Annotated in this window: 23 protein-coding genes; 9 read left to right on the top strand and 14 right to left on the bottom strand. The window is 61.6% G+C overall.

Going from position 1 to position 25,735, the window contains the following annotated elements; translation table 11 throughout:
* Positions 1 to 26 precede the first annotated feature (26 nt).
* Positions 27 to 764, bottom strand: coding sequence for a septum site-determining protein MinC (gene minC / locus CXQ82_RS22025; RefSeq protein WP_101272282.1), 738 nt, complete (start codon positions 762 to 764; stop codon positions 27 to 29).
* Between the two features lie 118 nt (positions 765 to 882).
* Here minC and CXQ82_RS22020 point away from each other — a divergent pair, with 118 nt between their 5' ends.
* Positions 883 to 1,815, top strand: coding sequence for a lipid A biosynthesis lauroyl acyltransferase (locus tag CXQ82_RS22020; protein ID WP_101272281.1), 933 nt, complete (start codon positions 883 to 885; stop codon positions 1,813 to 1,815).
* A 33-nt stretch (positions 1,816 to 1,848) separates the two neighbouring features.
* Positions 1,849 to 2,997 carry a patatin-like phospholipase family protein gene (locus CXQ82_RS22015; protein ID WP_101272280.1) on the top strand — a complete coding sequence of 383 codons (1,149 nt, stop codon included), beginning with the start codon at positions 1,849 to 1,851 and terminating at the stop codon, positions 2,995 to 2,997.
* 110 nt (positions 2,998 to 3,107) lie between these two features.
* Here CXQ82_RS22015 and CXQ82_RS22010 read toward each other — a convergent pair whose 3' ends face one another.
* The 8 genes from CXQ82_RS22010 to puuE all read right to left on the bottom strand — a co-directional run bounded on the left by CXQ82_RS22010 (position 3,108) and on the right by puuE (position 10,402).
* A complete protein-coding gene (locus CXQ82_RS22010; protein WP_101272279.1) occupies positions 3,108 to 3,893 on the bottom strand; it encodes an outer membrane protein OmpK in 786 nt (261 codons plus the stop codon).
* Positions 3,894 to 3,916: 23 nt separating this feature from the next.
* Positions 3,917 to 4,285 (bottom strand): hypothetical protein, encoded by a 369-nt coding sequence (locus tag CXQ82_RS31335; RefSeq protein WP_157832189.1) that lies wholly within the window; start codon positions 4,283 to 4,285, stop codon positions 3,917 to 3,919.
* A 55-nt stretch (positions 4,286 to 4,340) separates the two neighbouring features.
* A complete protein-coding gene (locus tag CXQ82_RS22005) occupies positions 4,341 to 5,687 on the bottom strand; it encodes a nucleobase:cation symporter-2 family protein (RefSeq protein WP_101272278.1) in 1,347 nt (448 codons plus the stop codon).
* A 196-nt stretch (positions 5,688 to 5,883) separates the two neighbouring features.
* Positions 5,884 to 7,185, bottom strand: coding sequence for a urate hydroxylase PuuD (locus tag CXQ82_RS22000; RefSeq protein WP_101272277.1), 1,302 nt, complete (start codon positions 7,183 to 7,185; stop codon positions 5,884 to 5,886).
* A 51-nt stretch (positions 7,186 to 7,236) separates the two neighbouring features.
* Entirely contained in the window at positions 7,237 to 7,740 is a 504-nt protein-coding gene (locus CXQ82_RS21995) for an ureidoglycolate lyase (RefSeq protein WP_005789953.1), read from the bottom strand.
* A 148-nt stretch (positions 7,741 to 7,888) separates the two neighbouring features.
* A complete protein-coding gene (alc, locus tag CXQ82_RS21990; RefSeq protein WP_101272276.1) occupies positions 7,889 to 8,884 on the bottom strand; it encodes an allantoicase in 996 nt (331 codons plus the stop codon).
* Between the two features lie 79 nt (positions 8,885 to 8,963).
* Entirely contained in the window at positions 8,964 to 9,479 is a 516-nt protein-coding gene (uraD, locus tag CXQ82_RS21985; protein ID WP_101272275.1) for a 2-oxo-4-hydroxy-4-carboxy-5-ureidoimidazoline decarboxylase, read from the bottom strand.
* Complete coding sequence (gene puuE / locus CXQ82_RS21980) at positions 9,476 to 10,402, bottom strand: allantoinase PuuE (RefSeq protein WP_101272274.1); 927 nt, start codon at positions 10,400 to 10,402, stop codon at positions 9,476 to 9,478. The genes uraD and puuE overlap by 4 nt, the downstream gene beginning before the upstream one ends.
* Before the next feature lie 389 nt (positions 10,403 to 10,791).
* On the opposite strand from puuE, the gene uraH reads away from it, so the two are divergent.
* Together uraH and CXQ82_RS21970 are read left to right on the top strand one after the other, a co-directional pair.
* A complete protein-coding gene (gene uraH / locus CXQ82_RS21975; protein ID WP_101272273.1) occupies positions 10,792 to 11,145 on the top strand; it encodes a hydroxyisourate hydrolase in 354 nt (117 codons plus the stop codon).
* Between the two features lie 154 nt (positions 11,146 to 11,299).
* Positions 11,300 to 16,495, top strand: coding sequence for a dermonecrotic toxin domain-containing protein (locus CXQ82_RS21970; protein WP_101272272.1), 5,196 nt, complete (start codon positions 11,300 to 11,302; stop codon positions 16,493 to 16,495).
* On the opposite strand, the gene CXQ82_RS21965 is transcribed toward CXQ82_RS21970, so the two are convergent.
* The 3 genes from CXQ82_RS21965 to CXQ82_RS21955 form a co-directional block, all read right to left on the bottom strand.
* Positions 16,482 to 17,117 (bottom strand): LysE family translocator, encoded by a 636-nt coding sequence (locus tag CXQ82_RS21965; RefSeq protein WP_101272271.1) that lies wholly within the window; start codon positions 17,115 to 17,117, stop codon positions 16,482 to 16,484. The genes CXQ82_RS21970 and CXQ82_RS21965 overlap by 14 nt on opposite strands.
* A gap of 15 nt (positions 17,118 to 17,132) precedes the next feature.
* Positions 17,133 to 18,479, bottom strand: coding sequence for an NCS2 family permease (locus CXQ82_RS21960; protein WP_101272270.1), 1,347 nt, complete (start codon positions 18,477 to 18,479; stop codon positions 17,133 to 17,135).
* A gap of 384 nt (positions 18,480 to 18,863) precedes the next feature.
* Positions 18,864 to 19,298 (bottom strand): MarR family winged helix-turn-helix transcriptional regulator, encoded by a 435-nt coding sequence (locus CXQ82_RS21955; RefSeq protein WP_101273851.1) that lies wholly within the window; start codon positions 19,296 to 19,298, stop codon positions 18,864 to 18,866.
* Positions 19,299 to 19,380: 82 nt separating this feature from the next.
* Between CXQ82_RS21955 and CXQ82_RS21950 the strand changes: the two genes are divergently transcribed.
* Both CXQ82_RS21950 and CXQ82_RS21945 read left to right on the top strand, forming a co-directional pair.
* Positions 19,381 to 20,547 (top strand): PLP-dependent aminotransferase family protein, encoded by a 1,167-nt coding sequence (locus CXQ82_RS21950; protein ID WP_101272269.1) that lies wholly within the window; start codon positions 19,381 to 19,383, stop codon positions 20,545 to 20,547.
* Positions 20,548 to 20,557: 10 nt separating this feature from the next.
* Entirely contained in the window at positions 20,558 to 21,160 is a 603-nt protein-coding gene (locus CXQ82_RS21945; protein WP_101272268.1) for a glutathione S-transferase family protein, read from the top strand.
* Between the two features lie 102 nt (positions 21,161 to 21,262).
* On the opposite strand, the gene CXQ82_RS21940 is transcribed toward CXQ82_RS21945, so the two are convergent.
* Positions 21,263 to 22,159 (bottom strand): LysR family transcriptional regulator, encoded by an 897-nt coding sequence (locus CXQ82_RS21940; RefSeq protein ID WP_101272267.1) that lies wholly within the window; start codon positions 22,157 to 22,159, stop codon positions 21,263 to 21,265.
* A gap of 111 nt (positions 22,160 to 22,270) precedes the next feature.
* On the opposite strand from CXQ82_RS21940, the gene CXQ82_RS21935 reads away from it, so the two are divergent.
* From CXQ82_RS21935 to CXQ82_RS21925, 3 genes are read left to right on the top strand one after another with little or no spacing between them, the layout of a single operon-like run.
* The gene (locus tag CXQ82_RS21935; RefSeq protein ID WP_101272266.1) at positions 22,271 to 23,563 is read left to right on the top strand and encodes a CitMHS family transporter; all 1,293 of its coding nucleotides are present in this window, start codon (positions 22,271 to 22,273) and stop codon (positions 23,561 to 23,563) included.
* 1 nt (position 23,564) lies between these two features.
* Positions 23,565 to 24,887 carry an acyclic terpene utilization AtuA family protein gene (locus CXQ82_RS21930; protein WP_101272265.1) on the top strand — a complete coding sequence of 441 codons (1,323 nt, stop codon included), beginning with the start codon at positions 23,565 to 23,567 and terminating at the stop codon, positions 24,885 to 24,887.
* Positions 24,884 to 25,198, top strand: a complete 315-nt coding sequence (locus CXQ82_RS21925; RefSeq protein WP_101272264.1) for a hypothetical protein — start codon at positions 24,884 to 24,886, stop codon at positions 25,196 to 25,198. Before CXQ82_RS21930 ends, CXQ82_RS21925 begins: the two co-directional genes overlap by 4 nt.
* A 114-nt stretch (positions 25,199 to 25,312) precedes the next feature.
* On the opposite strand, the gene CXQ82_RS21920 is transcribed toward CXQ82_RS21925, so the two are convergent.
* A complete protein-coding gene (locus CXQ82_RS21920) occupies positions 25,313 to 25,684 on the bottom strand; it encodes a glutathione S-transferase N-terminal domain-containing protein (RefSeq protein WP_101272263.1) in 372 nt (123 codons plus the stop codon).
* Positions 25,685 to 25,735: the final 51 nt, after the last annotated feature.

Raw genomic sequence — 25,735 nt, 5'->3', positions numbered from 1 at the left:
ATGCTTGGAAAATGCGGCAGTATCCGTTAAAGACGGATGATGTTCAACACATCGCCCGACAGGCTGACCTGCACCCCGGCCCCCCACAGCGGATCACGGCGCAAATCTTCTGCAACCTTGTACTGGCCTGCGATGGACACTAGTTCAGCGGTCAACTGCTGGCAAAAAATTCGAGCCTTGGTATCACCCTTGATGCCGGCGAGGGCACGTCCGCGCATTGGGCCGTATACATGGATGTTGCCATCGGCGAGAAGTTCCGCGCCGGGACTGACCGAGGCGATCACCACCAGGTCGCTGCCCTGGGCGTAAATCTGCTGCCCGCCGCGTACGGGCGTGGTGATTATCTTTGTAGGCTTAATCGTCGGCTCGGGTGGTTTTTCCGGTTTTTTAGTCACTTCGCCGACCAAAGGTTCCAGCGGACGCTCGCGCGCACCGGACGGCGGCAGTACTGGCAGTTCAATAGCGATGGCAGCGGCAATGTCTTCGATCCGGCTGGCGCGAATCGCCAGGGTGCGCAGGCCGTGGGAGCGGCATACGCGCATCAGCCCGGGCAGGTCAACGGCCCCTTGGCCGGCTGGCAGTTTGTCCAGGGCCAGCACCAGCGGGGCATTGTTGAAGAAGTTCGGCGCCAGGGCGACCTTGGCGGCGAGCTGGCGGTCCAGGGCGTCGAGGTCGTTGCGGGCCAGTTCCAGCACGGTGATGGCGAGCATGCTGCCTTTCAGCTGGAACACGGGATCTTGGTCTAGCGGTTCGGTTTGGCTCATGGTCGGCAAAAGCGGCTTGTCACGAAAAGTGTCGAGACTTATAACGAGAACACTCACTGGCCGCAAGCCGAGTCGAACCGTTGTAGAATGCGCGGCCCTGTCTTTACCGGAATCTGTAATGGATCGCCCGCGTTTTCGAGCTGTATTTTTTCACCCGCGTTTCTGGCTGTTATGGCTGGGGCTCGGCCTCCTGTGGCTGGTCACCCAACTGCCGTACCGCGCGCTGCTGACCATTGGTCGCCTGCTGGGCGCCGGCATGTACCGCGTGGCCGGTGAGCGTCGGCGCATTGCCGCGCGCAACCTGGAACTGTGCTTCCCGGAAAAAACCGCCAAAGAGCGCAAGCAGCTGCTCAAGGAAAATTTCGCCTCCACCGGCATCGCCTTCTTTGAGATGGCCATGAGCTGGTGGTGGTCGCGCCAGCGTCTGGCGCGCCTGGCCCATGTCGAAGGCCTCGAGCACCTCAAGCAGGCGCAACTGGATGGCAAGGGCGTGATCCTGATGGCCCTGCACTTCACCACGCTGGAAATCGGCGCCGCGCTGCTGGGGCAGAAACACACAATCGATGGCATGTACCGCGAGCACGGCAACCCGCTGTTCGACTATATCCAGCGCCGTGGCCGCGAGCGCCACAACCTCGATTCCCTGGCGGTGGAGCGCGAGGACGTGCGCGGCATGCTCAAGCTGCTGCGCGCTGGGCGTGCGATCTGGTACGCACCGGACCAGGACTACGGCGCCAAGCAAAGTATCTTCGTGCCGCTGTTCGGCATTCAGGCCGCTACGGTGCCCGCCACCAGCAAGTTTGCCAAGCTGGGCAAGGCGCTGGTGGTGCCGTTCACCCAGCAGCGCCTGGCGGACGGCAGCGGTTACCGCCTGGTGATCCACCCGGCGTTGACCGACTTCCCTGGCGAAAGCGATGAAGTCGACTGCCTGCGTATCAACCAATGGGTCGAGGCCTCGGTGCGCGAGTGCCCCGAGCAATACTTGTGGACCCATCGCCGCTTCAAGAGCCGGCCACCGGGCGAGCCCAAGTTGTACGAAAAACGCCGTTGATCAGTAGTCCCAATTCCCATATGGAGTGACGCGATGCGCCCAGCTGAACCGGTTACAGGCTTGATTCTTTCCGGCGGCGGGGCGCGAGCGGCGTATCAGGTGGGGGTGTTGGCGGCGATTGCCGAGTTGTTGCCGCCGGGGGCACCGAATCCCTTTCCAGTGATCGTCGGCACTTCGGCCGGCGCGATCAATGCGGTGAGCCTGGCCAGTGGCGCGATGGATTTCACTGCTGCGATCCAGCGCCTGACCGCGTTCTGGCAAGGCTTTCGCAGCCACTTGGTGCTGCGCAGCGACTGGCCAGGTGTCGTGCGCCAGGCAGGCCGCTTCTTTATCCATAGCCTGCTGGGCCTGGGCCGACAGTTTCCGGTGGCGTTGCTCAACAGCTCGCCGCTGCGGGATTTGCTGCAGGACAAACTGAATTTGCAGGGCATCGACGAGGCCATCCGGCAAAAGCATCTGCATGCCGTGGCGGTCACCGCCTTCGGTTATGAGTCTGGCCAGGCGGTGACCTTCTACCAGGGCGGCGGCACCATCGACGCCTGGTTGCGCCATCGGCGTATCGGCGTGCCCACCCAGCTCACGGTTGAACACTTGCTGGCCAGCTCTGCGATCCCTTTATTGTTCGCTCCGGTGAAACTCGACCAGGAATACTTTGGCGACGGCGCCGTGCGCCAGTCAGCCCCGATCAGCCCGGCCTTGCACCTGGGCGCCACGCGCGTGCTGGTAGTCGGCGTCAGTGGCAACCCGCGGGGTAACGAACCGTCGATGCAACGCACCTACACCGGCCAGGAACCGACGCTGGCGCAAATCGGTGGGCATATGCTCAACAGCACCTTCATTGACAGCCTCGAAAGTGATATCGAACTGCTGGAGCGCCTCAACCAGTTCAGCCATTTGCAGCCGGCCGACAGCGCGGCCCGAGGCCTGGCGCCGGTGGAAGTGCTGGTGATTGCGCCCAGCCAGCCGATCGATGAAATCGCGGCGCGGCATCGCCAGGAATTGCCGGCGGCGATGCGCTTGTTTTTACGCGGGCCGGGGGCGACCAAGACGAGCGGGGCGGGGGTGTTGAGTTACTTGCTGTTCGAGGCGGGGTATTGCAGCGAGTTGATTGAGTTGGGGCGGCGCGATGCGCTGGCCAAGCGTGAAGAGATCACGCGTTTTCTCGGCCTCTCTCCAATCTAAATGTGGGAGCGGGCTTGCTCGCGAATGCGCTGTATCAGCCAGCACAAGCATTGACTGATACACCGCATTCGCGAGCAAGCCCGCTCCCACATTGACTATGTGCTGATCAATTAGAAGTGGTACTTGACCAGGAAGCTCGCCGTGTCCTGAGTCGTCTTGAACGCGCCGGAATCTTCGATCCCGTACTTGTTCTTCCAGTAGTCGTACTCAAAGCCCACATACAGCTGCTTGTCGCCCCAATGCAGCGCCTTGCCCAGGTCGTATTTGACCTGCGGGTTGAAGTGCAGGTTGGCGTGGTAGGTGCCACGGACGTTCTTGTCGTTGTCCGTCACCCAGTCCATGAAGCCGTCGATCAGCACGTCGGAGCTGCCCACAGGAATGGTGTACGACCACACTGGGGTGATCTGCCACACGCCGTCACCCGGGCGATTGCCTTCGGTCTGGCGCTGGTAGAAGTTCAGCTGGAAGTAATCGAAACCCGGGATGTTCAAGTCAAAGGCTGGGCCCAACAGGTAGGACTCGTTATCGCCTTCGCCGAACTCATAGGTGAAGGCCAGTAATACGTCTTTGATCGGGCCGAATGACAGGTCCTTGTCGAAAATCTTGCCGAACGACAAACGCGGGCTGATCTCGCCGTAGTAAGTACTCGGGCCGACGTTGCCGTCTTCCTTACCGTTGTAAAAGATGCGGTCGACGAACACAAAGTTGTCGCCGTATTTCCAGGCGTCGGCATGTTCGAACGTGACGGTTTGCTGGATCTGCGGGTTAACGGTGAAGCTCTTGCCCCACAAGTACGTCAGGCTGTTGTTCTGCCACTGCAACAGGTCACCGGCCACGGCTTGGCCACCGGCCAGCAGGGATCCCGCCAGCATCAGGCCTTTGAACATAGGTTTCATTCGGTTGCTCCCGAGTTAAAGTTTTATGGTTTTTCTTCTACGCAGGCGCTCTGGTGTGGCGCCTTTTGGTTCGCTGCAAAAATCGTCTGTTCGGTCAGCTTTAATGCTTTTAGCAAGAGCTGCGCCAAGGTGTTTAAAAAGCCAAAAAATCCCCGTCGGCTGCATGGGATGCAGTCGAATTCAGAGGACTTTTGCGCACTTTGGCCGCAGACCGCAGGCCGGGATAAGTTGGCCTTGCAGTCAGCTTTTACATTCGCTGTTTTTTTTTGAGTCGATTCGAGCGGGCGCGGAGAATACTGGCTCCAAAGCCTTGGCTCAAGTGCGCTGTTACAGAGCGCGTGGGGCGAGAATGGGGCACGGCGTATGGCCGGCCCCGGGTGAATGGCGTGCATGTGAGTGTTCCCTGTCTGTTGTTATTGTTTTTGTTGTTTCAAGCGCAGGCAGGAATCAATGGGTATGGGCGACGGCGGGGCGTTCAGCGCCGCCGAGGATGTTGAACAATATGTTCAGCGACAACGCGCTAAGGGTGGCCATGGCAATCCCGCTGTGGGTAATCGGGCTCATCCACAGCGGCAGTTGCGCGAAGAACTCCGGGCGCACCACCGGGATCAGGCCCATGCCGATGCTGACGGCCACCAGCAGTTGGTTACGACGGTCGGCAATGTCAGCTTCCTGGAGGATCTTGATGCCCGTGGCCGCGACCATGCCGAACATGGCAATCGCTGCGCCGCCGAGCACCGCCGGGGGAATCGACGCCACCAGGTACGCGGCCTTGGGCAGCAGGCTAAGTACGATCAGGAAGGCGCCGGCCATGATCGTCACCGAGCGGCAACGCACGCCGGTCATCTGCACCAGGCCGATATTCTGCGCGAACGAGGAGTGGGTAAAGGTGTTGAAGAACCCGGCGAAGAACGACGCGCCGGCATCGCACAGCAGGCCTCGGCGCAGCATCTTCGGCGAGACTTCCTGGCCGGTGATCTTGCCCAGGGCGAGGAACATGCCGGTGGACTCGACAAAGATGATCACCACCACCAGGCACATCGACAGGATCGGCGCCAGCTCGAACTTGGGCATGCCAAAATGCAGCGGCGTCACCACTTGCACCCACGGCGCCTGGGCCAGGCCGCCGAGGTCGACCATGCCAAGCACGCCGCACAAGGCGTAACCCAGGCCCATGCCGATCAGCACCGAGATGTTCACCCAGAAGCCGCGCATGAAACGGTTGATCAGCAGGATGGTCGCCAGTACCAGGGCGGCAATCGCCAGGTAGATCGGCGAGCCGAAGGTGGCCGCCGCGCTGCCGCCACCGGCCCAGTTCACGGCCACCGGAAACAGCGAAAGGCCGATAGCGGTGATCACGGTGCCGGTCACCAACGGCGGGAAGAAGCGCACTACCTTGGACATGAACGGCGCAATCAGCATGCCGAAGAACCCGGCGGCGATGGTCGCACCGAAGATGCCTTGCAGGCCGATACCGGGCATTCCGGCCATGGCGACCATGCTGCCGACGGCGGCAAAACTGGCGCCCATCATCACCGGCATGCGAATGCCCACCGGGCCGATGCCGAACGACTGCACCATGGTGGCGATACCGGCCACCAGCAGGTCGGCGTTGATCAGAAAGGCGATTTCTTCACGGCTCAGGCCGGCAGCCTGGCCAATGATCAGAGGCACGGCGACGGCGCCGCCGTACATCAGCAAGACGTGTTGCAGGCCTACCAGAATCAGTTGCAAGAGGGGCAGCCGCTCCATGGCAGGGGCGGCAGGAATCTGCGGTTCGACTAACTCGGTCATGCAACACCTCGAATCTTTTTTATTGTTGTGTTGTTCGGCATTCAATTGCCGGATGGAGCGGGATCTTTCAAACACTGCAGATCCCCTGTGGGAGCGGGCTTGCTCGCGAATGCGGTGTGTCATTCAACACTTCAGGTGACTGAACCACCGCATTCGCGAGCAAGCCCGCTCCCACATTTGGATCTGCGTCTGGCTGTCAGTTGGTACGCGCCCCCTGGTTGATCCAGGTGCCGATCAAATCCCGTTCCTGCTGGGTCATCTGCGTGATGTTGCCCAGCGGCATGATCTGGCTCGCCACGGCCTGCGCCTGAATGCGCGCCGCCTGCTGCTGGATCTGCGCCGGGGTATCGAACATCACTCCCGCCGGCGCGGTGCTGAACAGTGGGCTGGTTGGCTTGGCCGAGTGGCACACGGCGCAGCGTTCCTGGATGACCCCGTGCACCTTGTCGAAATCAATCGTGGCCTGGGCCGGTGCAGCGGCAGCGGCGGGTGCTGCCGGGGCGGCTGGCGCGGCAGGTTTCAAACCACCCCCCAGTGCAGTTTCCGGCAACGGCTGGTACTCGATGGCGGCCGGTGCCTTGGCCACTTCCGGTGACGTTGCCACGGGTTTCGGGCCGGTCACGTACGCCAGGCAAATCATCGCCAGCGCGCCAACCGGCAGGGTCCACGCATACTTTTGGCTGTTGTGACGGGTGTTGAAGTAGTGCCGCACCAACACCGCCGCCACCGCGATACCGGCCAGGATCAGCCAGTTGTATTGGCTGCCATAGGTGCTCGGGAAGTGGTTGCTGATCATGATGAACAGCACCGGCAAGGTGAAGTAGTTGTTGTGGCGTGAACGCAGCAGACCCTTGGCCGGCAGTGCCGGGTCGGGCGTGCGGTTTTCCGCGATGGCCGCCACCAGCGCACGCTGGGCCGGCATGATGATACGGAACACGTTGCCGACCATGATGGTGCCGATCACCGCACCCACGTGCAGGTAGGCGCCACGGCCGCTGAACACCTTGCTGAAACCGTAGGCCGCCGCAATCAATAGCACAAACAGGATGAAGCCGAGCAGGGCAGGGCGCTTGCCCAGGGCCGAGTCGCAGAGGAAGGAGTAGATGAACCAGCCGGCGAACAGTGAGCCGATGCCCAGCAAGACGCCTTCGGTACCGCTGAGGGTGCTGCCGGGGGCGAGCAGGTACAGCGTCGGGTTGAGGTAGAACACCACGCACAGCAGCGCGACGCCCGACATCCAGGTGAAATAGGCTTCCCATTTGAACCAGTGCAGGTTGTCCGGCATGGTCGGTGGGGCCAGTTTGTATTTTTCCAGGTGGTAGATACCGCCACCGTGGATCGCCCACAAGTCGCCGGCCAGGCCGTCCTTGGGGTTGACGCGATTGAGGTTGTTTTCCAGCCAGACAAAATAGAAGGAAGCGCCGATCCACGCGACGCCAGTGATCATGTGAACCCAGCGCACGCTAAGGTTCAGCCATTCCAACAGATGTGCTTCCACAGTCTTTACCTCTCGCCTGTCACCCTTGTTGTCGGGTGATCAAGCCTTCTCTTATTGGTGGGGGGCGAGGATCAACCGCTCATCCTCTTTGAAGAAATGCTCATCGCAGTTATTGCCTGTGCCACTGCGATCAACCACCAGGAAGTCATCCCGCTTTTCGATCGTCAGCACCGGGTGGTGCCAGACGCCGCGATGGTAATTAATGCCCTGCCTGCCGTTGGTAACGAAGGCGCGGACCAAGCCCGATACAGGTGCATCGCCAAGTGGCGCGACCACGATCAGAAAGGGGTTGCCGAGCAGCGGTATGAAGGCCTGGCTGCCCAGCGGGTGTCTCTCCAGCATGCACACGGTCAGCGGCATGTCCTGCGCGTCGGCGCGGAAAATGCTGATGATGGCGTGGTCCTCAGGCTGTGCGGTTTCTACCGTTGCCAGCTTGTGGAAGCGCATGGTCGACCCGTTGTTGATCATGAAGTGATCGCTGCCATCGGTTTCGATAACGTCTCCGAAAGGGGCGAAGGCTTCTTTGGTCAGGGGTTCGATCATCAGTGTGCGCATGGCTGTCTTCTTTTCCGAATTCTGTGTTGTTAGTTTTGCTTTTTGTGGCGAGGGAGCTTGCTCCCGTTGGGCTGCGTAGCAGGCCCATCTTTTGGGGCCGCTTCGCGGCCCAACGCGGGCAAGCCCGCTCGCCACAGGGGTTCAGCGCTTACTTCGAGACTTTGCCGAGCACCCGCAGGCGGCTCACACCACCGTCCGGGAACACGTTCAGGCGGATATGGGTAATCGGCCCGAGTGCCTTGATCTGCTCGGCGAAGCTGTGTTCAGCGTGCATTTCCAGCTTCTGCGCCGGCAGCAGTTCGCGCCAGAACAGCGATTGGGTTTCGATCTGGCTGTCGGTACCGCCCTTCACGAACGCGCCCTGGATCGAGCAAGTGTCCGGGTAGTTGCCCTTGAAGTGCAGGGTGTCGACGATGATTTTCTCGATCTCGCCTGGGTGGCCCAGCGCGACGATCACCCAGTCATTGCCCGGTGTACGACGACGCGCGGTTTCCCAGCCGTCGCCCATGTTGATGCCACGGCCCGGGTTGAGGATGTTGCTCATGCGGCCGAAGTGTTCATCGGAGCAGGCCAGGGCGCGACCGCCGTTCAAGGCCGCAGCCAGGTCGACTTGTTCGTTATCGCCCACCGCGGACCAGTCGCGGAACGGCACGCCGTACACACGCAGGCGCGCCACGCCGCCATCCGGGTAGATGTTGAAACGCAGGTGGCTGAACGCCTGGTCGTTGTTGATCGCGTGGTAGTGGTGGCTGTTGCCTTGCAGCTCGACGGCCGACAGCACTTCCACCCACTGGGTGTTGTCATCCGGCTCGCCGCTTGCGAGGAAGCAGGCTTCCAGGGAGGCCGACGGCGGGAAGTTGCCGGTGAAGAATGAAGTGTCGATGTCCACGCCCTTGATCGAACCCGGTACGCCCAGGCGGATCACCGCGCTGTCGTAGCCTTCGAAGCGCTTGCGGCGCGACTCCCAGCCGTCCATCCACTTGCCGTTGTCATCGAAAACGCCCTCCTTCCATACGGCCGGGGTCGGCTGGAACAGGCGGTTGGCGTCGGCGAACCAGTCATCTGTCACAGAGATGATCTTGGTGCCCAGGCGGGCGTCGGCCAGGTTGACGAACTTCTCGAAAGGTACGGCGTAAGCTTTCATTCTTCTTGTCTGCCTTAAATAGAGTGGCTTGGGATGCTCGCCAGGCCCTGGGCGTCATGAGCGCTCGGGCCAGGTCTGCTTAAAGAGTCAGTAATCGGAACAACGCGATTTTGTTGATCTCGTCCAGGGCACATTTGAACTCGACTTCCACCGAGTTGTGAATGCGCGTTTCAAACGCGGCGAGGATCTGATGCCGGTTGCTGCCTTTTACCGCCATGATGAAGGGAAACTTGAACTTGGCCTTGTAGGCATCGTTCAGCTCGGTGAAGCGAGAAAACTCTTCGGCCGTGCATTGGTGAATACCGGCGCCAGCCTGTTCATTGGTGCTGGCTTCGGTAAGTTGGCCCTGGACGGCAGCTTTGCCGGCCAGGTCCGGGTGAGCGTTGATCAGGGCCAGCTGGCTGGCATGATCGGCGCTCAACAGGATGTCGCTCATGCGCTGGTGCAGGGTTTCGATCTGGTCGATCGATGCATCCTGGCCCAGGTCGAAGGCCTTTTCGGCCACCCATGGCGAATGTTCGTAGATATCGGCGAAGGCAGCGACGAATTCGTCGCGGCTCAAGGTCGAGGGTTTCAGGCGCTGGAACGCAGTCATTTCGCCGCTCCCGTGTAGGGGTGGGTTGCATGCCAGTGGCGGGCGATGTCGACGCGGCGAGTGAACCACACCTGTTCGTGACCTTTGGCGTACTCGATAAAGCGCTGCAAGGCCGCGAGCCGGGCAGGGCGGCCGATCAGGCGGCAATGCAGGCCGATCGAAAGCATCTTCGGTGCCTCGGCGCCTTCGGCATACAGCACGTCGAAGGCGTCCTTGAGGTATTCGAAAAAGTCGTCGCCCTTGTTGAAACCCTGCACTTGGGTGAAGCGCATGTCATTGGTGTCCAGGGTGTAGGGGATCACCAGGTGCGGCTTGCCGGTGGGATTGTTGGGTTCCCAGTAGGGCAGGTCGTCGTCGTAGGTGTCGCAGTCATACAGGAAGCCGCCTTCCTCCATCACCAGCCGGCGAGTGTTCGGGCCGGTGCGCCCGGTGTACCAGCCCAGTGGGCGCTCGCCGGTCAGCTCGGTGAGGATGCGGATGGCTTCGAGCATATGCTCGCGCTCCTGGGCCTCATCCATGTACTGGTAGTCGATCCAGCGGTAGCCGTGGCTGCAGATTTCGTGGCCGGCCTCGACCATCGCGCGGATCACATCCGGGTGGCGCTGGGCGGCCATGGCCACGGCGAAGATGGTCAGCGGAATATCGAATGCTTTAAACAGCTTGAGGATGCGCCACACACCGGCACGGCTGCCGTATTCGTACAGCGACTCCATGCTCATATTGCGCGCGCCTTGCAGCGGCTGGGCCGAGACCATTTCCGACAGGAAGGCTTCGGACTCTTTGTCGCCGTGCAGGATATTGCGCTCGCCGCCTTCTTCGTAGTTGAGTACGAATGACAGGGCGATACGTGCCTTGCCCGGCCAGTGGGGGTGAGGAGGGTTACTGCCGTAACCGATCAGGTCGCGTGGGTAGTCAGCGCTCACTGCAGTCTTCCTTCTTGTTCGTGTTGGCGATGGGTGTGGCGGCCGGGCAGTGAAATGACTGGGTGGCGTCACAGCGATGACTGATTGTATACAACTTAATGCGTACTTTGTAAGCCTGGATTTCTGCATTTTTTCCATCAAGCCTTCTCGGCATTGCGTTGCAAGAAACCTGCCTGACTGGTCAGCTAATGGATAAAAGGTCGTTTAAAAGCAAGGGTTGCTCGGGAATCAGGCAATCGACCCCTGCGGGCAGGGGTCAACATAAATTTGTGATTTTTATTGTGTACAATTTTTTTCAAAAGTGTCTTAATCAGTCATCGCCGGCTTTTTCAGTGCGCTGAAAAGGTGCAGGTTTTCTCTTTCATGACTTAGGGAGGCGCGCAAACGCTATGGGACGTTTGACCACACACGTGTTGGACGCTGCACACGGCTGCCCCGGCAGTGCGATCAAGGTGGAGCTGTACCGCGTCGAAGGCGCGCAGCTGGAACTGGTTGCCAGCACCTTGACCAACAGCGACGGCCGTTGCGACGCGCCGCTGCTGCAAGGTGAAGACTACCGCAGCGGTGTTTACCAATTGCAGTTCAGCGCCGGCGACTACTACCGTGCCCGCGGCGTGCAACTGCCTGAACCGGCTTTTCTCGACGTGGTGGTACTGCGTTTCGGCATCAGCGCCGAACAAGACCACTACCATGTGCCTCTACTGATTTCGCCTTACAGCTACTCCACCTATCGCGGTAGCTGAGTCGTCACCTCGCTTCACACCCCCAAAGCTCTTCGTTGGTTTCGCCCGCTCACACTGCGGGCTTTTTTTTGCCCGGTATACCGTTCAATTATCTAGCGCCTGGTGAGGGTGTGCACTGCATAGGCTAGGTGTTTTCCTCGACGAAGATACTGCCGTGACCTTACCTACCGACCCCGATGCGTCTGACGACGATGCGTTGCAGGCCATGCGTATTCAGCTGACGCAGCGGATCGACAGCAGCCCCCAGCCCAGCCTCTTGATCAATCGGCTCACGGCTGCTGACCTGCGTTGTGCCGACGCGGCCCACCATCGGTTGCGCCTGATTTCCAGGGCGCCCAGGATCCTGCGCGTGATCCGTGCCGAGTTGCGCAAGGCTTTCGAGTTGGACCCGGACAGCGTGCTCTTTACCGAACCCAAGCCGCCGGCAGTCGCGCAGAAAGTCGACACTTTGACCGACCGCGCATTGCAGCTGCTGGTGCTGCCGTCGTTGCCGATCAATCTCAATCATTTTACCGCCGTCAGCCTCAAGGGCGACCCCGTGCGACGCTTGCCTTTCACGCCGCTGGAGGCATTGCGACGGGTAATTGCGCTCAATCTGTTCGGGCGGCTGGCCCAGGCGCGCAGGGACTATTGGCAGGCACTGGTGGCGTGCTCCTGGCTGACACGCACTGAGCGCTGGGTGCAATTGCACGCACAGCTGTTCGCCGACCAGGCCCTGGTGGCGCGGCAATTGGATGAGCTGTCGACTGCAGGCGTGGAAATGGTCCAGGCCCTGGTGGACGCGCCGACAGCGCAGGCCCGCCAGCACGCCGGGGCGCAATGGGCCAGCCTGCGAGTGTGCAAGTTGTTCTGGCCGGGTGTGGGGCCGCGATTGATGGCGATCCCCGGCGCCCTGCATCTTTATCGCGAGGGTGAGCCGCCAGGTACGCCGCATGTGATTTACCTGCCGGGTGTGCAGCGTAATTACTACGAGTACCCGTCCTTCGACCAGTTGCAATGTGGATTGGCGGGACTGATCAATGGCGCCTTGTTCGACAACCTGTGGCAGTGCCTGCCGCTGCGCCGCCGGCATGAGGTGTGCCGGCCCGAGGTCGCGGCTGCCGGCGCCAACCTTGCGGTGGGGCGTAGTTGCGCCCTGCAGGGCGATGCTTTGGAGAGCAGTGCACTGGCGGTGCTGGAGGGGCAATGGGACAACGAGCTGGCCTGCGCGGTGTCGATCAATCTTGCGCAGGTCTATTCCGACAGGCGTGAGCCTGCTGTGGAGAACCCTACACGTTTTCTGACTTATATCGAACGCGCCAGGCACCACTGGGCAGGCAAGGCGCGCCTGGGGAGCATTCGCCATGAAGTGCAGGAATGGGATCAGCAGCGGCGGCACAAGCACATTATTTTTGCCAGTTGCGCACCGGAGTTGCCCGTGCAAACGGTGCAGCAACAGGTCAAGCGCTATGAAAAAGGCCTGATGACGCTGCTGGACTCGCAGGACCCCAGTGCAGATACCCAAGGCTGGCAGGATTTCATCACCCTTGAGGCGCGGTTCAAGGAGCAGGCAAACACCTTGCGCATGCTGCTGCAGGGCGCGCCACTAAGCCTGTTCGAGACGGCGTTCTGGAAGGCGCGCCCCACAGGCGAGCGTAATCGCCTGGTTGCGCTCGTCCACAGCTGGGCCGAGCTGCTGCGCAGCGAAACCCAGTTGCAGCACCTACTCAAGCTGATCTCGACAGCCCATCGGGACCTACTGGTCGAGGTGCTGGACACGCCCCTGGCGAGTAAACGCGGGGGCAGTGAAACCTGCGTTCTGTCGGTGCTGGTGGGGAGCGAAGGCATTGCCATGCAGCCTTTGCACAGCCTGTTTGCGATCACCCGCACCGCCGCGCTGGGCGAGCCGGAACGGCGCGTGCCGGTGGTGCTGTGTGCATTCGGGCGGGAGGGCGGGGTGCTCGAGTTTGCCAGGCTTGGGGCGTTGTCCCGTGGCATCCGGGCCAGCCTCGGCAGCCGCGATGGCTCGGTACTGTGGCGCTATGTCGAGCGCAAACACCGCGCAATGGTCGCGGAACAGGTGGCCGGCCGAACCCTGGCGGTGCGGTATGAACCCATCGAGGGTAACCCGCTGGCGTTGGCATTCAAGCGGCTACTCAAGGGCTACGTGGCCCAGCAGCAGGGCCTTGACGGCAGTGCGCGGGTTTTCAGTGAAACCCATGACGTCCAACTGAGCCGACTGCTTCTGGCGGTGGAATTGGATGAACACCTGAATGCGCCCGCCAGCGCCGCTCGGGCTCAGGCACGGGCGCATGTCGAACTGGTGCGCAAAGCCGCGAGCGCTAAACACCAACTGCCGAGCTGGCTGGCCGATGCCAGCGTGGCCCAGCGTAACCGCTTCAGGTACTTGCAGCGCCACTACCTGGGCAGCGCGTTTGCCTTTGAAGAGCACCTCAAGCAACGCTTGCCTGACCTGCATGCCTACGCCCGCCGTGTGCTGGTTGCCCGTTTGCGCGAGGACGGCCTGCAACTGGACATCGACACACCCTTCATCGAATTGCCGGACCACGTCGACGGACGGTTCTGTGCCTGGGAAAGCGCGTGCGTGGTGGGCGAGCGTGGCGAAGTCCTCAGCCCAAGTGCGGCGCGTACATGCCTGAGCCTGCTGCAACTGGCGTTGCAGAACCTGGACCCGCAGATGATGCCCACCTGGTGGCGTTTCAGGTACGCCCGTTACCTGGTCCCGGCCTGGCAGCCGCAGTTGACGCCACATTACTTGATCAACATGGTGTCCTCGCTGGATATCGGCGGACGTTACGAGGCATTGATCGACGGCGTTTTTTACCCGCCCGCGAGCGCTGACGACGCCCGTGTGCCGCACCTGTTGCGGCGCGCTGTGCAGGCGGGTGCCGAGGCTGATCTGTATTCGGCGGTTCAACAAGGGCTCTCGGCAGAGGGGCAACGCCTATTCAGTCAGGCAATGGCAGGGCTGCATGGGCTGGCTCAGCACGTGCAACTGCTGGTGGTGCATCTGGTGGGCCACACGCTGCAGCATGACCGTTATATCGCCGGCGTCCTGGTGATTCACGACCAGCGGTCCGAGCACTGCGTGGTCTACTGGCCCACCGCTTCGGGGGCCGCCAACCTGAGTGAATACGCCAGCCTGCAACTGGCACGGGAGCACGTGAACCGCAGCTGGGCGGTACCCGGCACGGTCAAGGCGCTGGCCCGGCACGTCGCGCCGGGGTGGGCGTTTGAAGCCATCACCCATCACCCAGGTGACGCGCGCAAGGAACCGCGCTTCGAGGCGTTTGCATTGCTCCCCGGCTCGGCATTGGTGCAGGGGGGCTGGCGCGGCGTTGAGTTTGTGCGTTCATTTGCGATCAAGCACTTGGTACCCACGGCGCTTGTCGACAGCATTGAACAGCAGATCCATGAGCAGGTTGCCCATGACGCGCAGAACTGGCTGGCCCTGGTGCCCACTTCCCACGACGATGCCATGGCCCTGTTGTATCGGGCGCGGGTGCTGGACCTGCAGCATCAGGCGCAGGCCGGCAGTAACTCTGGCAAGACCCTGGAGAAGTACCGGGAACAACGCCTGGGCGAGCAGAGTGATACCCGCCTGCGCGCTATTCTGTCGACCTTCGTGCCGTTTTTCGGCGTGGGTAATCAGGTGTATGAATTGCTGCTCGCCGCACGGCGTTATCACCGCTATGGCGACCCTCGCGATGCGGTGGACGTGGCCTTTGGGGTGATATTTCTGGCGGTGGACCTTTTGCTGAGTTTTGCCCCTGGCCCCAAGCTCAAGGCGGGAACGTTGCCGCGCCCGAGCACGGATTTGATGGTGAGGGGTTTGAATCGCATTCATCATTCAACCGTTGCGCAGGTTGGCCGCGTTTCTCTGCAGTCCCCGTCGCCATCGCCGGCTGCGCGGCTCACACCTGTGCAGCGGTTCAAGGTTCAGGGGCTGCCTCACGACGCCGTGGCGTTGAAGGGGCCGGGTGAACGAGGGGTCTACGTGAAAAGCGGCGAGCGCTTCATTGTCGATGATAGCCACCACTACCCGGTTTACCGGCGCGGCGACGAACGCTTTTTGCGCTTGAAGAACAAAGAGGCGCCGGGTACGGATGAGCTGATCCTGACCATCCATGAGCCCACGGACTGGCAGTTAGGCGCGGATGCGCCGGTGGCCGGCCCGAGCTCACGGGCAATCCGGCCGCAGCCGGCGCCTTTGCAGCCAGCGGGCTGGCAGCCCTCCGTCGAGCGTGCGGCGACGTACAGGCGAATTCAGCAGTCATCGGTGCAGGGCAATAACTGGTTCAGTTGGCGCACTCGGGTTGCTGAAAACCAGGCGTTTGGCCCCACGGCTTCCGGGATATGCCATGTTCATCTGGACCCGCCGGGGTTTCCCTACGATGTCATCTACGTGGATGGCACGTATGGCACCCCGGCGCAATCTACGGCGGGCTACTACCGGTTGCTTCACCAGGGCGACCATGCGCCGTTGGGCAACATCGCGTTTATCGCCCCGGACCGGCCGCTGGTGTCAAAAGCTCAGGTGGACATTGGGCGTTGGACAACTACCGACCTGCATGAACAACCGATTCCGACCTCTCGTACTGCAACAGGTGCCTGGCAGCTGCATGCCCCACTGTTCGAGGGGCCGCTGGAGCCGCTGGTGGGCCGGGCTTTCCCTGGCATGACGCGAAAAAGCCGCGAGTTTGCAGTCGCACGATTAATTGAATTGTCCGACTCTGCCCGCTCGGTAACCGCCAGCCATCTGCTGAATCTGCGTGCGACCCTGGACCGATGGCTGACCCCTGATCCGGTCAGGCTTGGCCAGACCGACGACTTGCTGGCGATGCTTCGGCCCAGCGACAGGGGCCTGAATACCCTCTACATCGGTTTTGAAGGCAAGGCACCCGGCTTCACGCGTGTCGACTTCAGCCCGCCCGTTGCATTGGACCCCAGCCTGCGCGCCGGTGGTGTACGGGTTTCGGCACAGAGAAACACCGCGCAACGTGTGGCCATCCGCACGGTGCTGGAACAGCAGGGCTTCAATGTTGAGGAATTGCGCATGCGACGTGGCCGGCGATCCACGGGGGAATGGGTGGTGACCCACCCCCGTTCGAACAGGTTGTACTACCTGGTCTACCAGTGGGTCGGGCGCGGGACCATCCAGTTGAAAACGCGGCTTACGGATAACTGGCTGAATGCAGCCGTTCATTCATATAGCGCTCCGCCCTTATCCGCGCAGCTCAGAAGGGCGATGGAGGAACAGCGCCTGGTGCTGATCGCCGCCGGTATTCAATGGCCCACCCACGGCAACGTCCCACCCAGCGTTTACTTTGCCAGGGTCAACCGACTCTAACCTTGAGCAGCGAGACCGCGCCGGCGCAGCCGAACAGGGCGGCGCTGACGCGGTTGAACCAGCTTTGCCCGCTGCCGCTGCGCAGGTACCGCGCCGCACCATGGGCCCCAAGGCCATAGGCCAGCTTGCACAGCAGGTCGAGCACGGTCCAGGTCGCGATCATGATCAGCAATTGCGGCAAAAACGCCTGCTGGGCGCTGAGAAACTGCGGCAGGAACGCGGCGAAAAACAGGATGTCTTTCGGGTTGCTGGCGCCCAGCACAAAGGCCCGGCCAAACAGCGCACGAAAGCGTGGCGTGCTGGTGACCTGCGGCACGTCGGCGCCGTGGGCCGGTTGCCGCGACTGCTGCCAGCTTTGCCAGGCGAGGTAGAACAGGTACAGCGCGCCGACGATCTTCAGTGCGCTGAACAGTTGTTCGGAAGCGAGCAGCAATGCGCCCAGGCCCAGGGCCGACGCACTCAGCAGGCAGATCGAAGCGATCACCCCGCCGAGAAACGCCGGGTACGAGCGACGCAGGCCGTAGTTCAGGCTGTTGCTGATCATCAGCAACGACAGCGGCCCCGGGATCAGGATCACCACCAGTGCAGCGCCGCTGAACAGCAGCCAGGTTTCCAGACTCATTGCTTGCTCCTTGTTTTATAGAAAGACGAACTTGGCGATAAAGATCACGCACAGCACCCACAGGCTCACGGAAATCTCGCGGTACTTGCCGGTGCCGGCCTTGAGCGCCACGTAGGTGATAAAGCCCAGCGCGATGCCGTCGGCGACCGAAAAGGTCAGCGGCATCATGATCGCCGTGACGATCGCCGGAATGCTGTCGGTGGCCTCATCCCAATTGATGTGCGCCATGCTGGCCATCATCAGCATCGCCACGTAGATCAGCGCGCCGGCGGTGGCATAGGCCGGGATCATGCCGGCCAGCGGTGCAAAAAACATCGCCGCGACAAACAAGATCCCCACGGTCACGGCGGTAAGACCGGTGCGACCGCCTGCGGCAACACCGGCGGCGCTTTCCACGTAGCTGGTCACCGGCGGTACGCCGACCATGGCGCCAAACACACTGGAGGCGCTGTCGGCCTTCAAGGCGCGGGACAGGTTATCGATCTTGCCATCGGCATTCACCAGCCCGGCACGTTGCGCAACGCCCATCAGTGTACCGGCAGTATCAAACATGTGCACAAACAGAAAGGCAAATACCACGCTGATCATGCTGACATTGAATACACCTTTTACGTCCATTGCCATCCAGGTCGGCGCCAGGCTTGGCGGCGTGGAGAGGATGCCGTTGTAGTGCACCAGGTCCAGACCCCAGCCGGCCAGCGTCACAGCGATGATGCTGATGAGGATTGCGCCGAACACCCGGTGGTAGCTGAGGATCGCAATCAGCAGGAAGCATACCGCCGCCAGCAGTGGCGCGGGCTCATGCAGCGAACCAAGCTTGATCAGCGTAGCCGGGCTGTCGACGATGATGCCGGCGGTTTTCAGGCCGATCACCCCGAGGAACAAGCCGACCCCGGCGCCCATCGCATGGCGCAGGCTCACCGGAATGCTGTTGAGCAGCCATTCGCGCACCCGCGAGAGCGTGAGGCCCATGAACAGCACCCCGGAAATAAACACCGCACCCAGCGCAGTTTCCCAGTGGTAGCCCATGGTGCCGACCACGGTGTAGGTAAAAAACGCGTTCAGGCCCATGCCGGGCGCCAGGCCCACTGGCCAGTTGGCGTACAGGCCCATCAACAGGCAACCGAGCGCGGCGGCGATGCAGGTGGCGACGAACGCCGCGCCGTGATCGATACCGGCGTCGGCCATGATGTTGGGGTTGACGAAGATGATGTAGGCCATGGTGATAAAGGTGGTGAGGCCGGCGATCAATTCGGTCTTCACTGTGGTGCCATGCAGGCGCAGTTTGAACAGGCGTTCCAGCAGGCCGCCTGGCGGTGCGGCGAGGTCGAGCGTAGGGGCTTCGGTTTTGCGGCTATCCACAGCGAGTACTCCTCAAGAGTTTTATTGTTATTTCCAGCGCCGGTCACATGAGTGGGCAACAGCGCTTTGAGGTACTGGCGGGTTTTGTTGACCAATAGGTCAGGAACTCGCACGAAGCGAATTATGCTTTTGTATACAAATAAAGCAAATAATGTTTTCGATTATCCGGGTGAAAGGGGATGAAAGGCTAACGGTGGTCAGCAATTCTGTGTGCTGGGAATGTTTTTGTGTAACCCATGCCTTTGTGGCGAGCGGGCTTGCCCGCGTTGGGTCGCGTAGCGGCCCCAAAAAATGGGCCTGCTTCGCAGTCCAACGCGGGCAAGCCCGCTCGCCACAGCAAGCCCGCTCGCCACAACGGCCCGCTTGCTTGTCACAACCAGAGGGTCAAGGCTGGCCGGCGAGTGCTTGATTGACCGCCAGCCAGCCCATCACCGCTTCTTCGCCGGCTTCGCTGAACGCGCGCTGCAACAGCTTCACCTGTTCGCGACGCAGCGACTGCTCAAACCGCAGGCCTTCTTCGGTCAGTTGCAGCAGGCGTTTACGCTTGTCGGCCTCGGACGCAACGCTGTCCACCAGGTGCATTTCCTGCAATTGGCGCAGCGGCATGTTCAGCGCCTGCTTGCTTACACCGAGCAATTCGAGCAATTCCTTCACGCTCAGCGTCGGATAGCGCGCGATAAAAAACACGATGCGCTGGTGCACTCGGCTCAGGCCTCGACGTTCGAGCATTTCGTCGGCCTTGGCGGTAAACGCCTGGTAGCCGAAGAAGAACGCTTCCATGGCCTGCTGCTGGCTGCTTTGGTTTTTAAGGTCAAGCATGTTGACGTATCCACTGAAGCTGTCGTAATTTCGGTCAACCAGTTTGACGTATTTCCCACAGCCTTCGCTAGCGGTGACCTCCATGGCCTTCTCTGAACGTGTAACACGCCTCAAAAGCTCCTTGATCCGTGAAATCCTCGCCGCTGCCCAGCGTCCGGAAGTGATGTCGTTCGCCGGTGGCCTGCCCGCCGAAGCCATGCTGCCGGCGTTGAACTGGGACGCGATGCCACTGAACATTGGCCAATACGGCATGAGCGAAGGCGAGCCGCAGCTGCGTGAATTGCTCGCCGCCGAGGCGCGCGCCCTGGGCGTACCGTGCCAGGCCAGCCAGGTGCTGGTGGTCAGTGGCTCGCAGCAAACCCTCGACCTGGCGGCCAAGCTGTATATCGACAAAGGCACCAAGATCCTGCTGGAAGGCCCGACCTACCTGGCCGCGCTGCAGATCTTCCAACTGTTCGGGGCCGATTGCCTCACGGTGCAACTGGAGGCCGACGGCCCCGACCTGGCCAGCCTGCGCGCCAACCTCGAACGCCATCGCCCGGCGTTCATCTACCTGATCCCGACGTTTCAGAACCCGTCGGCCGTGCGCTACAGCGAGGCCAAACGCGAAGCCGTCGCCGCCTTGCTCGATGAGTTTGGCGTGACCCTGATCGAGGACGAGCCCTACCGCGAGCTGACTTTCGACGGCGGCAGCGCCAAGCCCATCGTCGGCCGCTTGAAAAAAGCCAGCTGGATCTACACCGGCACGGTCTCCAAGACCCTGCTGCCAGGCCTGCGCGTGGGTTACCTGATCGCCAGCCCGGACCTGTTTCCGCACCTGCTCAAGCTCAAGCAGTCGGCGGACCTGCACACCAACCGCGTCGGCCAGTGGCAGGCGATGCAATGGATCGGTACACAGAAATACCAGCAGCACCTGGTGGAACTGCGCAGCTTTTACCGCGAGCGCCGCGATGCGTTCCAGGCCGCCCTTGAGCGCCACTTCGGCGATCTGGCCGACTGGCAAGTGCCCCAGGGTGGATTATTCTTCTGGCTGACCTTGAAACAGCCGCTCGACACCCGCACCTTGTTGGCTCCTGCGCTCGATCAGGACGTCGCGTTCATGCCCGGTGAACCGTTCTTTTCCGAGCCGGACCAGCATCTTGGCTCACTGCGGCTCAATTTCAGCCATATCGACCCGTCCCGTCTGGACGAAGGTCTCAAGCGCCTGGCCGCAGTGGTCCGTCAAGCACAGCACGCGCAAGCGGCATAAGGGGAGCCCCATGTACAAGGTTTATGGCGATTACAAGTCGGGCAACTGCTACAAGGTCAAATTGATGCTCAACCTGCTGGGCATCCCGTACCAGTGGGTGGATATCGACATCCTCAAGGGCGACACCGAAACGCCGGAATTCCTGGCCAAGAACCCCAACGGCAAGATCCCGGTACTGGAACTGGAAGACGGCACCTGCCTGTGGGAATCCAACGCGATCCTCAATTTCCTCGCCGATGGCAGCGAATTCCTGCCCACCGAACCGCGCCTGCGCACGCAAGTGCTGCAATGGCAGTTCTTCGAGCAGTACAGCCACGAGCCGTATATTGCGGTGGCGCGGTTTATCCAGTTTTACCTGGGCCTGCCGCCAGAGCGCCAGGAGGAATACAAGAAGCTGCACAAGGGCGGCTACAAGGCCCTCAAGGTCATGGAACGCCAACTGCAACTGACGCCGTACCTGGTGGGCGACCAGTTCTCCATCGCCGATGTGGCGTTGTATGCCTACACCCATGTGGCCCATGAGGGTGGGTTTGACCTGCAGGCTTATCCGGGCGTGCAGGCGTGGCTCCAGCGCGTGGCCAGCCATCCCAAACACGTAGCTATGCTGGATTAAACGCAGGTCAAAATGTGGGAGCGGGCTTGCTCGCGAAAGCGGTGTATCAGTGAAGTTTTATCAACTGACCCACCGCTTTCGCGAGCAAGCCCGCTCCCACATTTAGTTTGATGCTGTGCCTGATAATTCTTCGTTCAACAGCTCAAAGCAGCGCTGCGCCGCCGGGCTCAAGCCCATCCCGCTACGACTGATCAACCCGATCTCCCGGTTCACGCCGGGGTGGTCGATGTTGATACGCTTCAAGCCTTCCAGGCTGTCCGCCGCCGACTCCGGCAGCACACTGATCCCCAACCCTTGGCGCACCAGCGCGAGCACCGTCGACATGTAGTTGGCCTCCATGCCCGCGTTCATCCGTAGCCGTGTTTCGTCAAACAGTGCATCCACTTGCTCGCGCACGCTGCTGTCGCGTCCGGTGAGGATGATCGGCTGGTCCGCCAGTTGCTCAAGGGTCAACTGGCGATGGCGGGCGAGGGGATGCTCCAGCGGCACAAAGGCGCATAGCCGGTCATTCAGCACCGGCACAAAGTCCAGGCCATGGCTGAGCCGCGCGCGTACGCCAACACCGAAATCCACCTCACCGGCGCGCACTTGGGCATGAATGCGATGGGCCACCAGGTCATGCAGGCGCACTTCGATCCCGGCAAAGCGCTCACGAAACAGGCGCAAGGCAGGCGGTAAGGTGCCGGCGCACACTGAGGGCAGGGCGGCGATGGTCACTACGCCCCGGCGCAAGGCGGCCAGGTCGCGGGAGCCGGTGACGATGTTGTCCAGGTCCAGCAGCAGTTTTTCCATCGGGCCACGCGCGTCCTGGCCGGCGGCCGTGATGCTTACATGGCGCGGGCTACGGTCGAGCAGGGCGACGCCGAGCCAGTCTTCGAGTTGCTGCACCTGCACGGTCAGGGCTGAGGGTGACAAATGCAGCTCGTTGGCGGCCTTGGTAAAACTGCCGGTGCGGGCTACGGCGAGAAAGGCTTGTATGTGTTGGATGCTGTTCTTCATTTTGTTTTTCCGAACGTGCCACGCCGAATATTCCAATTTACAAAGACTAACGCGATTCCAATACTCCGGGGAAAACAATAACCGGCCGCAAAGGCCGCTCTGGAGTAACCCATGCTCGCTACCCTGGGTGTCATTACCATCCTGTGCCTGCTCGCTGCCGTCATGAGCAAACGCCTCTCACCACTGGTGGCCCTGATCGCCTTGCCGATCATCGCCGCGCTGCTCGGCGGGTTCGGCCTGCAAACCAGCGCCTTCATCATTACCGGTATCAAGAACGTCGCCCCCGTGGTGGGCATGTTTGTGTTTGCGATCCTGTTTTTCGGGATCATGACCGATGCCGGCATGCTCGACCCCATCATTGATCGCATCCTGCGTACGGTAGGGACGCGTCCTACACGAATTGTCGTCGGTACGGCGACCCTGGCCTTGCTGGTGCACCTGGATGGCTCCGGCGCGGTGACCTTCTTGGTGACGGTGCCGGCGATGCTGCCGCTGTATACGCGGCTGGGCATCGACAAACGCGTCCTCGCTTGCGTGTGCGCCATGGCCGCCGGGGTCAACTTCCTGCCTTGGACCGGCCCGGTGCTGCGCTCATCGGCGGCGCTGCATGTGCCGGTGGCAGACCTGTTCCAACCGCTGATCCCGGTGCAGATCGTCGGGCTGATTTTTGTCTTCGCCTGTGCCTGGTGGCTCGGCCGGCGTGAAGAAAAACGCCTCGGCCTGGGCGCCGGCTCCACGGTTGACGCGGTGCCGCAACGGGTACTCAGCGACGACGACATCAAGCTGCGCCGCCCACGCCTGTTCTGGGTCAACCTGATGCTCACCGTGCTGGTGATGGTGGTGATGATCGCCGGCTGGGTCGACCCGGTGGTGATGTTTATGCTCGGCACCGTGGTGGCGTTGTGCATCAACTACCCGAACGTGGACGCCCAGCGCGCGCGCATCGACGCCCACGCAAAAACCGCCCTGACCATGGCCAGTATCCTGCTTGCCGCCGGGGTGTTCACCGGCATCATGCAAGGCACCGGCATGCTCAAGGCGATTGCCGAAGTGGCGGTGGCGCAGATTCCCGCTGGCCACGGCAAGCTGATTCCGGCGGTGGTGGGCTTTATCTCCATGCCGCTGAGCATGCTGTTTGACCCCGATTCCTACTATTTCGGTGTGATGCCGGTGATCGCCGAAGTCGGCAAGGCCCTGGGCGTCGACCCGCTGCAAGTGGCCCAGGCCTCGTTGCTGGGCGTGCACACCACCGGCTTCCCGGTCAGCCCGCTGACCCCCGCGACCTTCCTGTTGGTGGGCCTGTGCAAGATCGAATTGGCCGATCACCAGCGCTTCACCATCCCTTTTCTGTTTGCCGCGTCGGTGTTGATGACCCTGACCGCGTTGCTCCTGGGAGTGATTTGAGATGAAAACCTTGCGCATCGGTTCCGGCGCCGGCTATTCCGGTGACCGTATCGAACCTGCCGTGGAACTGGCCGAGCACGGCGACCTGGATTACCTGGTCTTCGAATGCCTGGCCGAACGCACCATCGCCCTGGCGCAGCAGGCGCGTATCAGCGATCCCCAGGGCGGCTACGACCCGTTGCTGAGCGAGCGCATGCGCCGCGTGTTGCCGTTTGTTGGCCTGAAGGGCGGGCGGCGCCTGCGGGTGATCACCAATATGGGCGCGGCCAACCCGGTGGCGGCGGCCAAGGAAGTGCGGCGGGTGGCCGGCGAATTGGGCGTGCAGCTCAAGGTCGTGGCCGTGGTGGGTGACGACGTTTTGCACGCCTTGCAGCCTGAGCAAGTGCTGGACAACGGCCAGACCCTCGGCTCCCTGGGCGAGCGCTTGATTTCGGCCAATGCCTACCTGGGCGTGGACGGTATTCTTGATGCCCTGCGCGCCGACGCCGACGTGGTGATCACCGGGCGCGTGGCCGACCCTTCATTGTTCCTGGCGCCACAAATGTTCGAGTTCGGCTGGGCCGCAGACGATTGGCCGCGCCTGGGGCGCGGTACGTTGGTCGGGCATTTGCTTGAGTGTGCCGGGCAAGTCAGCGGCGGCTATTTTGCCGACCCCGGTTTCAAGGATGTGGACGACTTGGCGCGGCTGGGCTTTCCCTTGGCCGAGATTGATGCGGACGGCGCAGCCTTGATCACCAAGGTGGCGGGCTCGGGTGGGCGGGTCAGCCGCGCCACTTGCACCGAACAACTGATCTATGAAGTGCATGACCCGGCGGCTTACCTCACGCCGGACGTAACTGCCGATTTTTCCCACGTGGGATTTGTCGAAGAGGGCGTTGATCGCGTGCGTGCCCACGGTGCCGAAGGGCGCGCGCGGCCTGAACAGTTGAAGGTCAGCGTCGGCTATCTGGACGGTTGGATCGGCGAAGGGCAGATGTCCTACGGCGGCCCGGGTGCGGTCGCACGGGCGCAGTTGGCGCGGGATGTCGTGCTCAAGCGTCTTGAACTGATGGGCGTGAAAATGCAGGACGTGCGCGCCGAACTGATCGGCATGGACTCGCTCCACGGCCCGCGCAGCAACGTCGAGCCTTGGGAAGTGCGCCTGCGCGTGGCGGCGCGCTGTGAAGAACGCAGCGAGGCGGTGCGGGTGGGCAATGAAGTGGAAACCCTCTACACCAACGGCCCGTCGGGCGGCGGCGGTGCCAGCAAAAGCTTGCGGCAGGTGGTGGCGGTGGCGTCGTTGCTGCTGCCGCGCAGTGCGGTCAACCCGAGGATCGAAGTATGAAACTGCAGATGCTGGCCCATTCCCGTACCGGGGACAAAGGCGATACCTCGAACATTTCGATCATTGCCTATCGCACCGAGGACTACCCGTTGCTCTGTGAGCAACTCACCGTCGAGCGCGTGGCCGAATTCTTCGCTGGCCTGCTGGAACCGGGCGCGGCGCCGGTGCGGCGGTATGAATTGCCCAACGTGCACGCGCTGAATTTTGTGTTGCCGGGGATTTTGCGGGGTGGCGTGACCCGCTCGCTGGCGCTGGATGCCCATGGCAAGTGCCTGGGTTCGGCCTTACTCGATCTGGACTTGGTAATCTGATCAAAATGTGGGAGGGGGCTTGCCCCCGATAGCGGTGTATCAGTCAACTCATCTGTGACGGATAGACAGCAATCGGGAGCAAGCCCCCTCCCACATTAGATCTGCACAAGTCTGTCAGATAGCGGCAAACCGCTTGTCCAAGTAATCAATAATCACCTTGGAGTCATACATCCAGGTGGTCTGCCCGTTCTCTTCGATACGCAGGCACGGCACCTTGATCTTGCCACCTTGCTCCAGCAGGGTCTGGCGGTCCTGTTCGTTGTTCTTTGCGTCTTTCAACGCCACCGGCACATTCAGGCGGTGCAGGGTGCGGCGGGTCTTCACGCAGAACGGGCACGCGTGGAACTGGTACAGGGTCAAGTCTTTGGCAGCCGCGTTCACTTGCGCCTGTTGCTCGGCAGGGCGTTGCTTTTTGCGTGGGCGAGTCAGGAAGTCGCCGGCGATGATGATTTGGCCGAGACCCACTCGAAGTGCTTTGACGAACATGGCTGAAACCTCTTGCCCAATACAGAAGGGGCCGCAGCTTACCTGATTTTC

The sequence above is a fragment of the Pseudomonas sp. S09G 359 genome, assembly GCF_002843605.1.
GTDB lineage: Bacteria > Pseudomonadota > Gammaproteobacteria > Pseudomonadales > Pseudomonadaceae > Aquipseudomonas.
This window is presented reverse-complemented; position numbering and strand designations above follow the sequence as displayed.

Coding starts and splice junctions, on each gene's coding strand:
- minC (WP_101272282.1), bottom strand. CDS start 764: ATGAGCCAAACCGAACCGCTAGACCAAGATCCCGTGTTCCAGCTGAAA.
- CXQ82_RS22020 (WP_101272281.1), top strand. CDS start 883: ATGGATCGCCCGCGTTTTCGAGCTGTATTTTTTCACCCGCGTTTCTGG.
- CXQ82_RS22015 (WP_101272280.1), top strand. CDS start 1,849: ATGCGCCCAGCTGAACCGGTTACAGGCTTGATTCTTTCCGGCGGCGGG.
- CXQ82_RS22010 (WP_101272279.1), bottom strand. CDS start 3,893: ATGAAACCTATGTTCAAAGGCCTGATGCTGGCGGGATCCCTGCTGGCC.
- CXQ82_RS31335 (WP_157832189.1), bottom strand. CDS start 4,285: ATGCACGCCATTCACCCGGGGCCGGCCATACGCCGTGCCCCATTCTCG.
- CXQ82_RS22005 (WP_101272278.1), bottom strand. CDS start 5,687: ATGACCGAGTTAGTCGAACCGCAGATTCCTGCCGCCCCTGCCATGGAG.
- CXQ82_RS21995 (WP_005789953.1), bottom strand. CDS start 7,740: ATGCGCACACTGATGATCGAACCCCTGACCAAAGAAGCCTTCGCCCCT.
- alc (WP_101272276.1), bottom strand. CDS start 8,884: ATGAAAGCTTACGCCGTACCTTTCGAGAAGTTCGTCAACCTGGCCGAC.
- uraD (WP_101272275.1), bottom strand. CDS start 9,479: ATGACTGCGTTCCAGCGCCTGAAACCCTCGACCTTGAGCCGCGACGAA.
- uraH (WP_101272273.1), top strand. CDS start 10,792: ATGGGACGTTTGACCACACACGTGTTGGACGCTGCACACGGCTGCCCC.
- CXQ82_RS21965 (WP_101272271.1), bottom strand. CDS start 17,117: ATGAGTCTGGAAACCTGGCTGCTGTTCAGCGGCGCTGCACTGGTGGTG.
- CXQ82_RS21955 (WP_101273851.1), bottom strand. CDS start 19,298: ATGCTTGACCTTAAAAACCAAAGCAGCCAGCAGCAGGCCATGGAAGCG.
- CXQ82_RS21950 (WP_101272269.1), top strand. CDS start 19,381: ATGGCCTTCTCTGAACGTGTAACACGCCTCAAAAGCTCCTTGATCCGT.
- CXQ82_RS21945 (WP_101272268.1), top strand. CDS start 20,558: ATGTACAAGGTTTATGGCGATTACAAGTCGGGCAACTGCTACAAGGTC.
- CXQ82_RS21940 (WP_101272267.1), bottom strand. CDS start 22,159: ATGAAGAACAGCATCCAACACATACAAGCCTTTCTCGCCGTAGCCCGC.
- CXQ82_RS21935 (WP_101272266.1), top strand. CDS start 22,271: ATGCTCGCTACCCTGGGTGTCATTACCATCCTGTGCCTGCTCGCTGCC.
- CXQ82_RS21930 (WP_101272265.1), top strand. CDS start 23,565: ATGAAAACCTTGCGCATCGGTTCCGGCGCCGGCTATTCCGGTGACCGT.
- CXQ82_RS21925 (WP_101272264.1), top strand. CDS start 24,884: ATGAAACTGCAGATGCTGGCCCATTCCCGTACCGGGGACAAAGGCGAT.
- CXQ82_RS21920 (WP_101272263.1), bottom strand. CDS start 25,684: ATGTTCGTCAAAGCACTTCGAGTGGGTCTCGGCCAAATCATCATCGCC.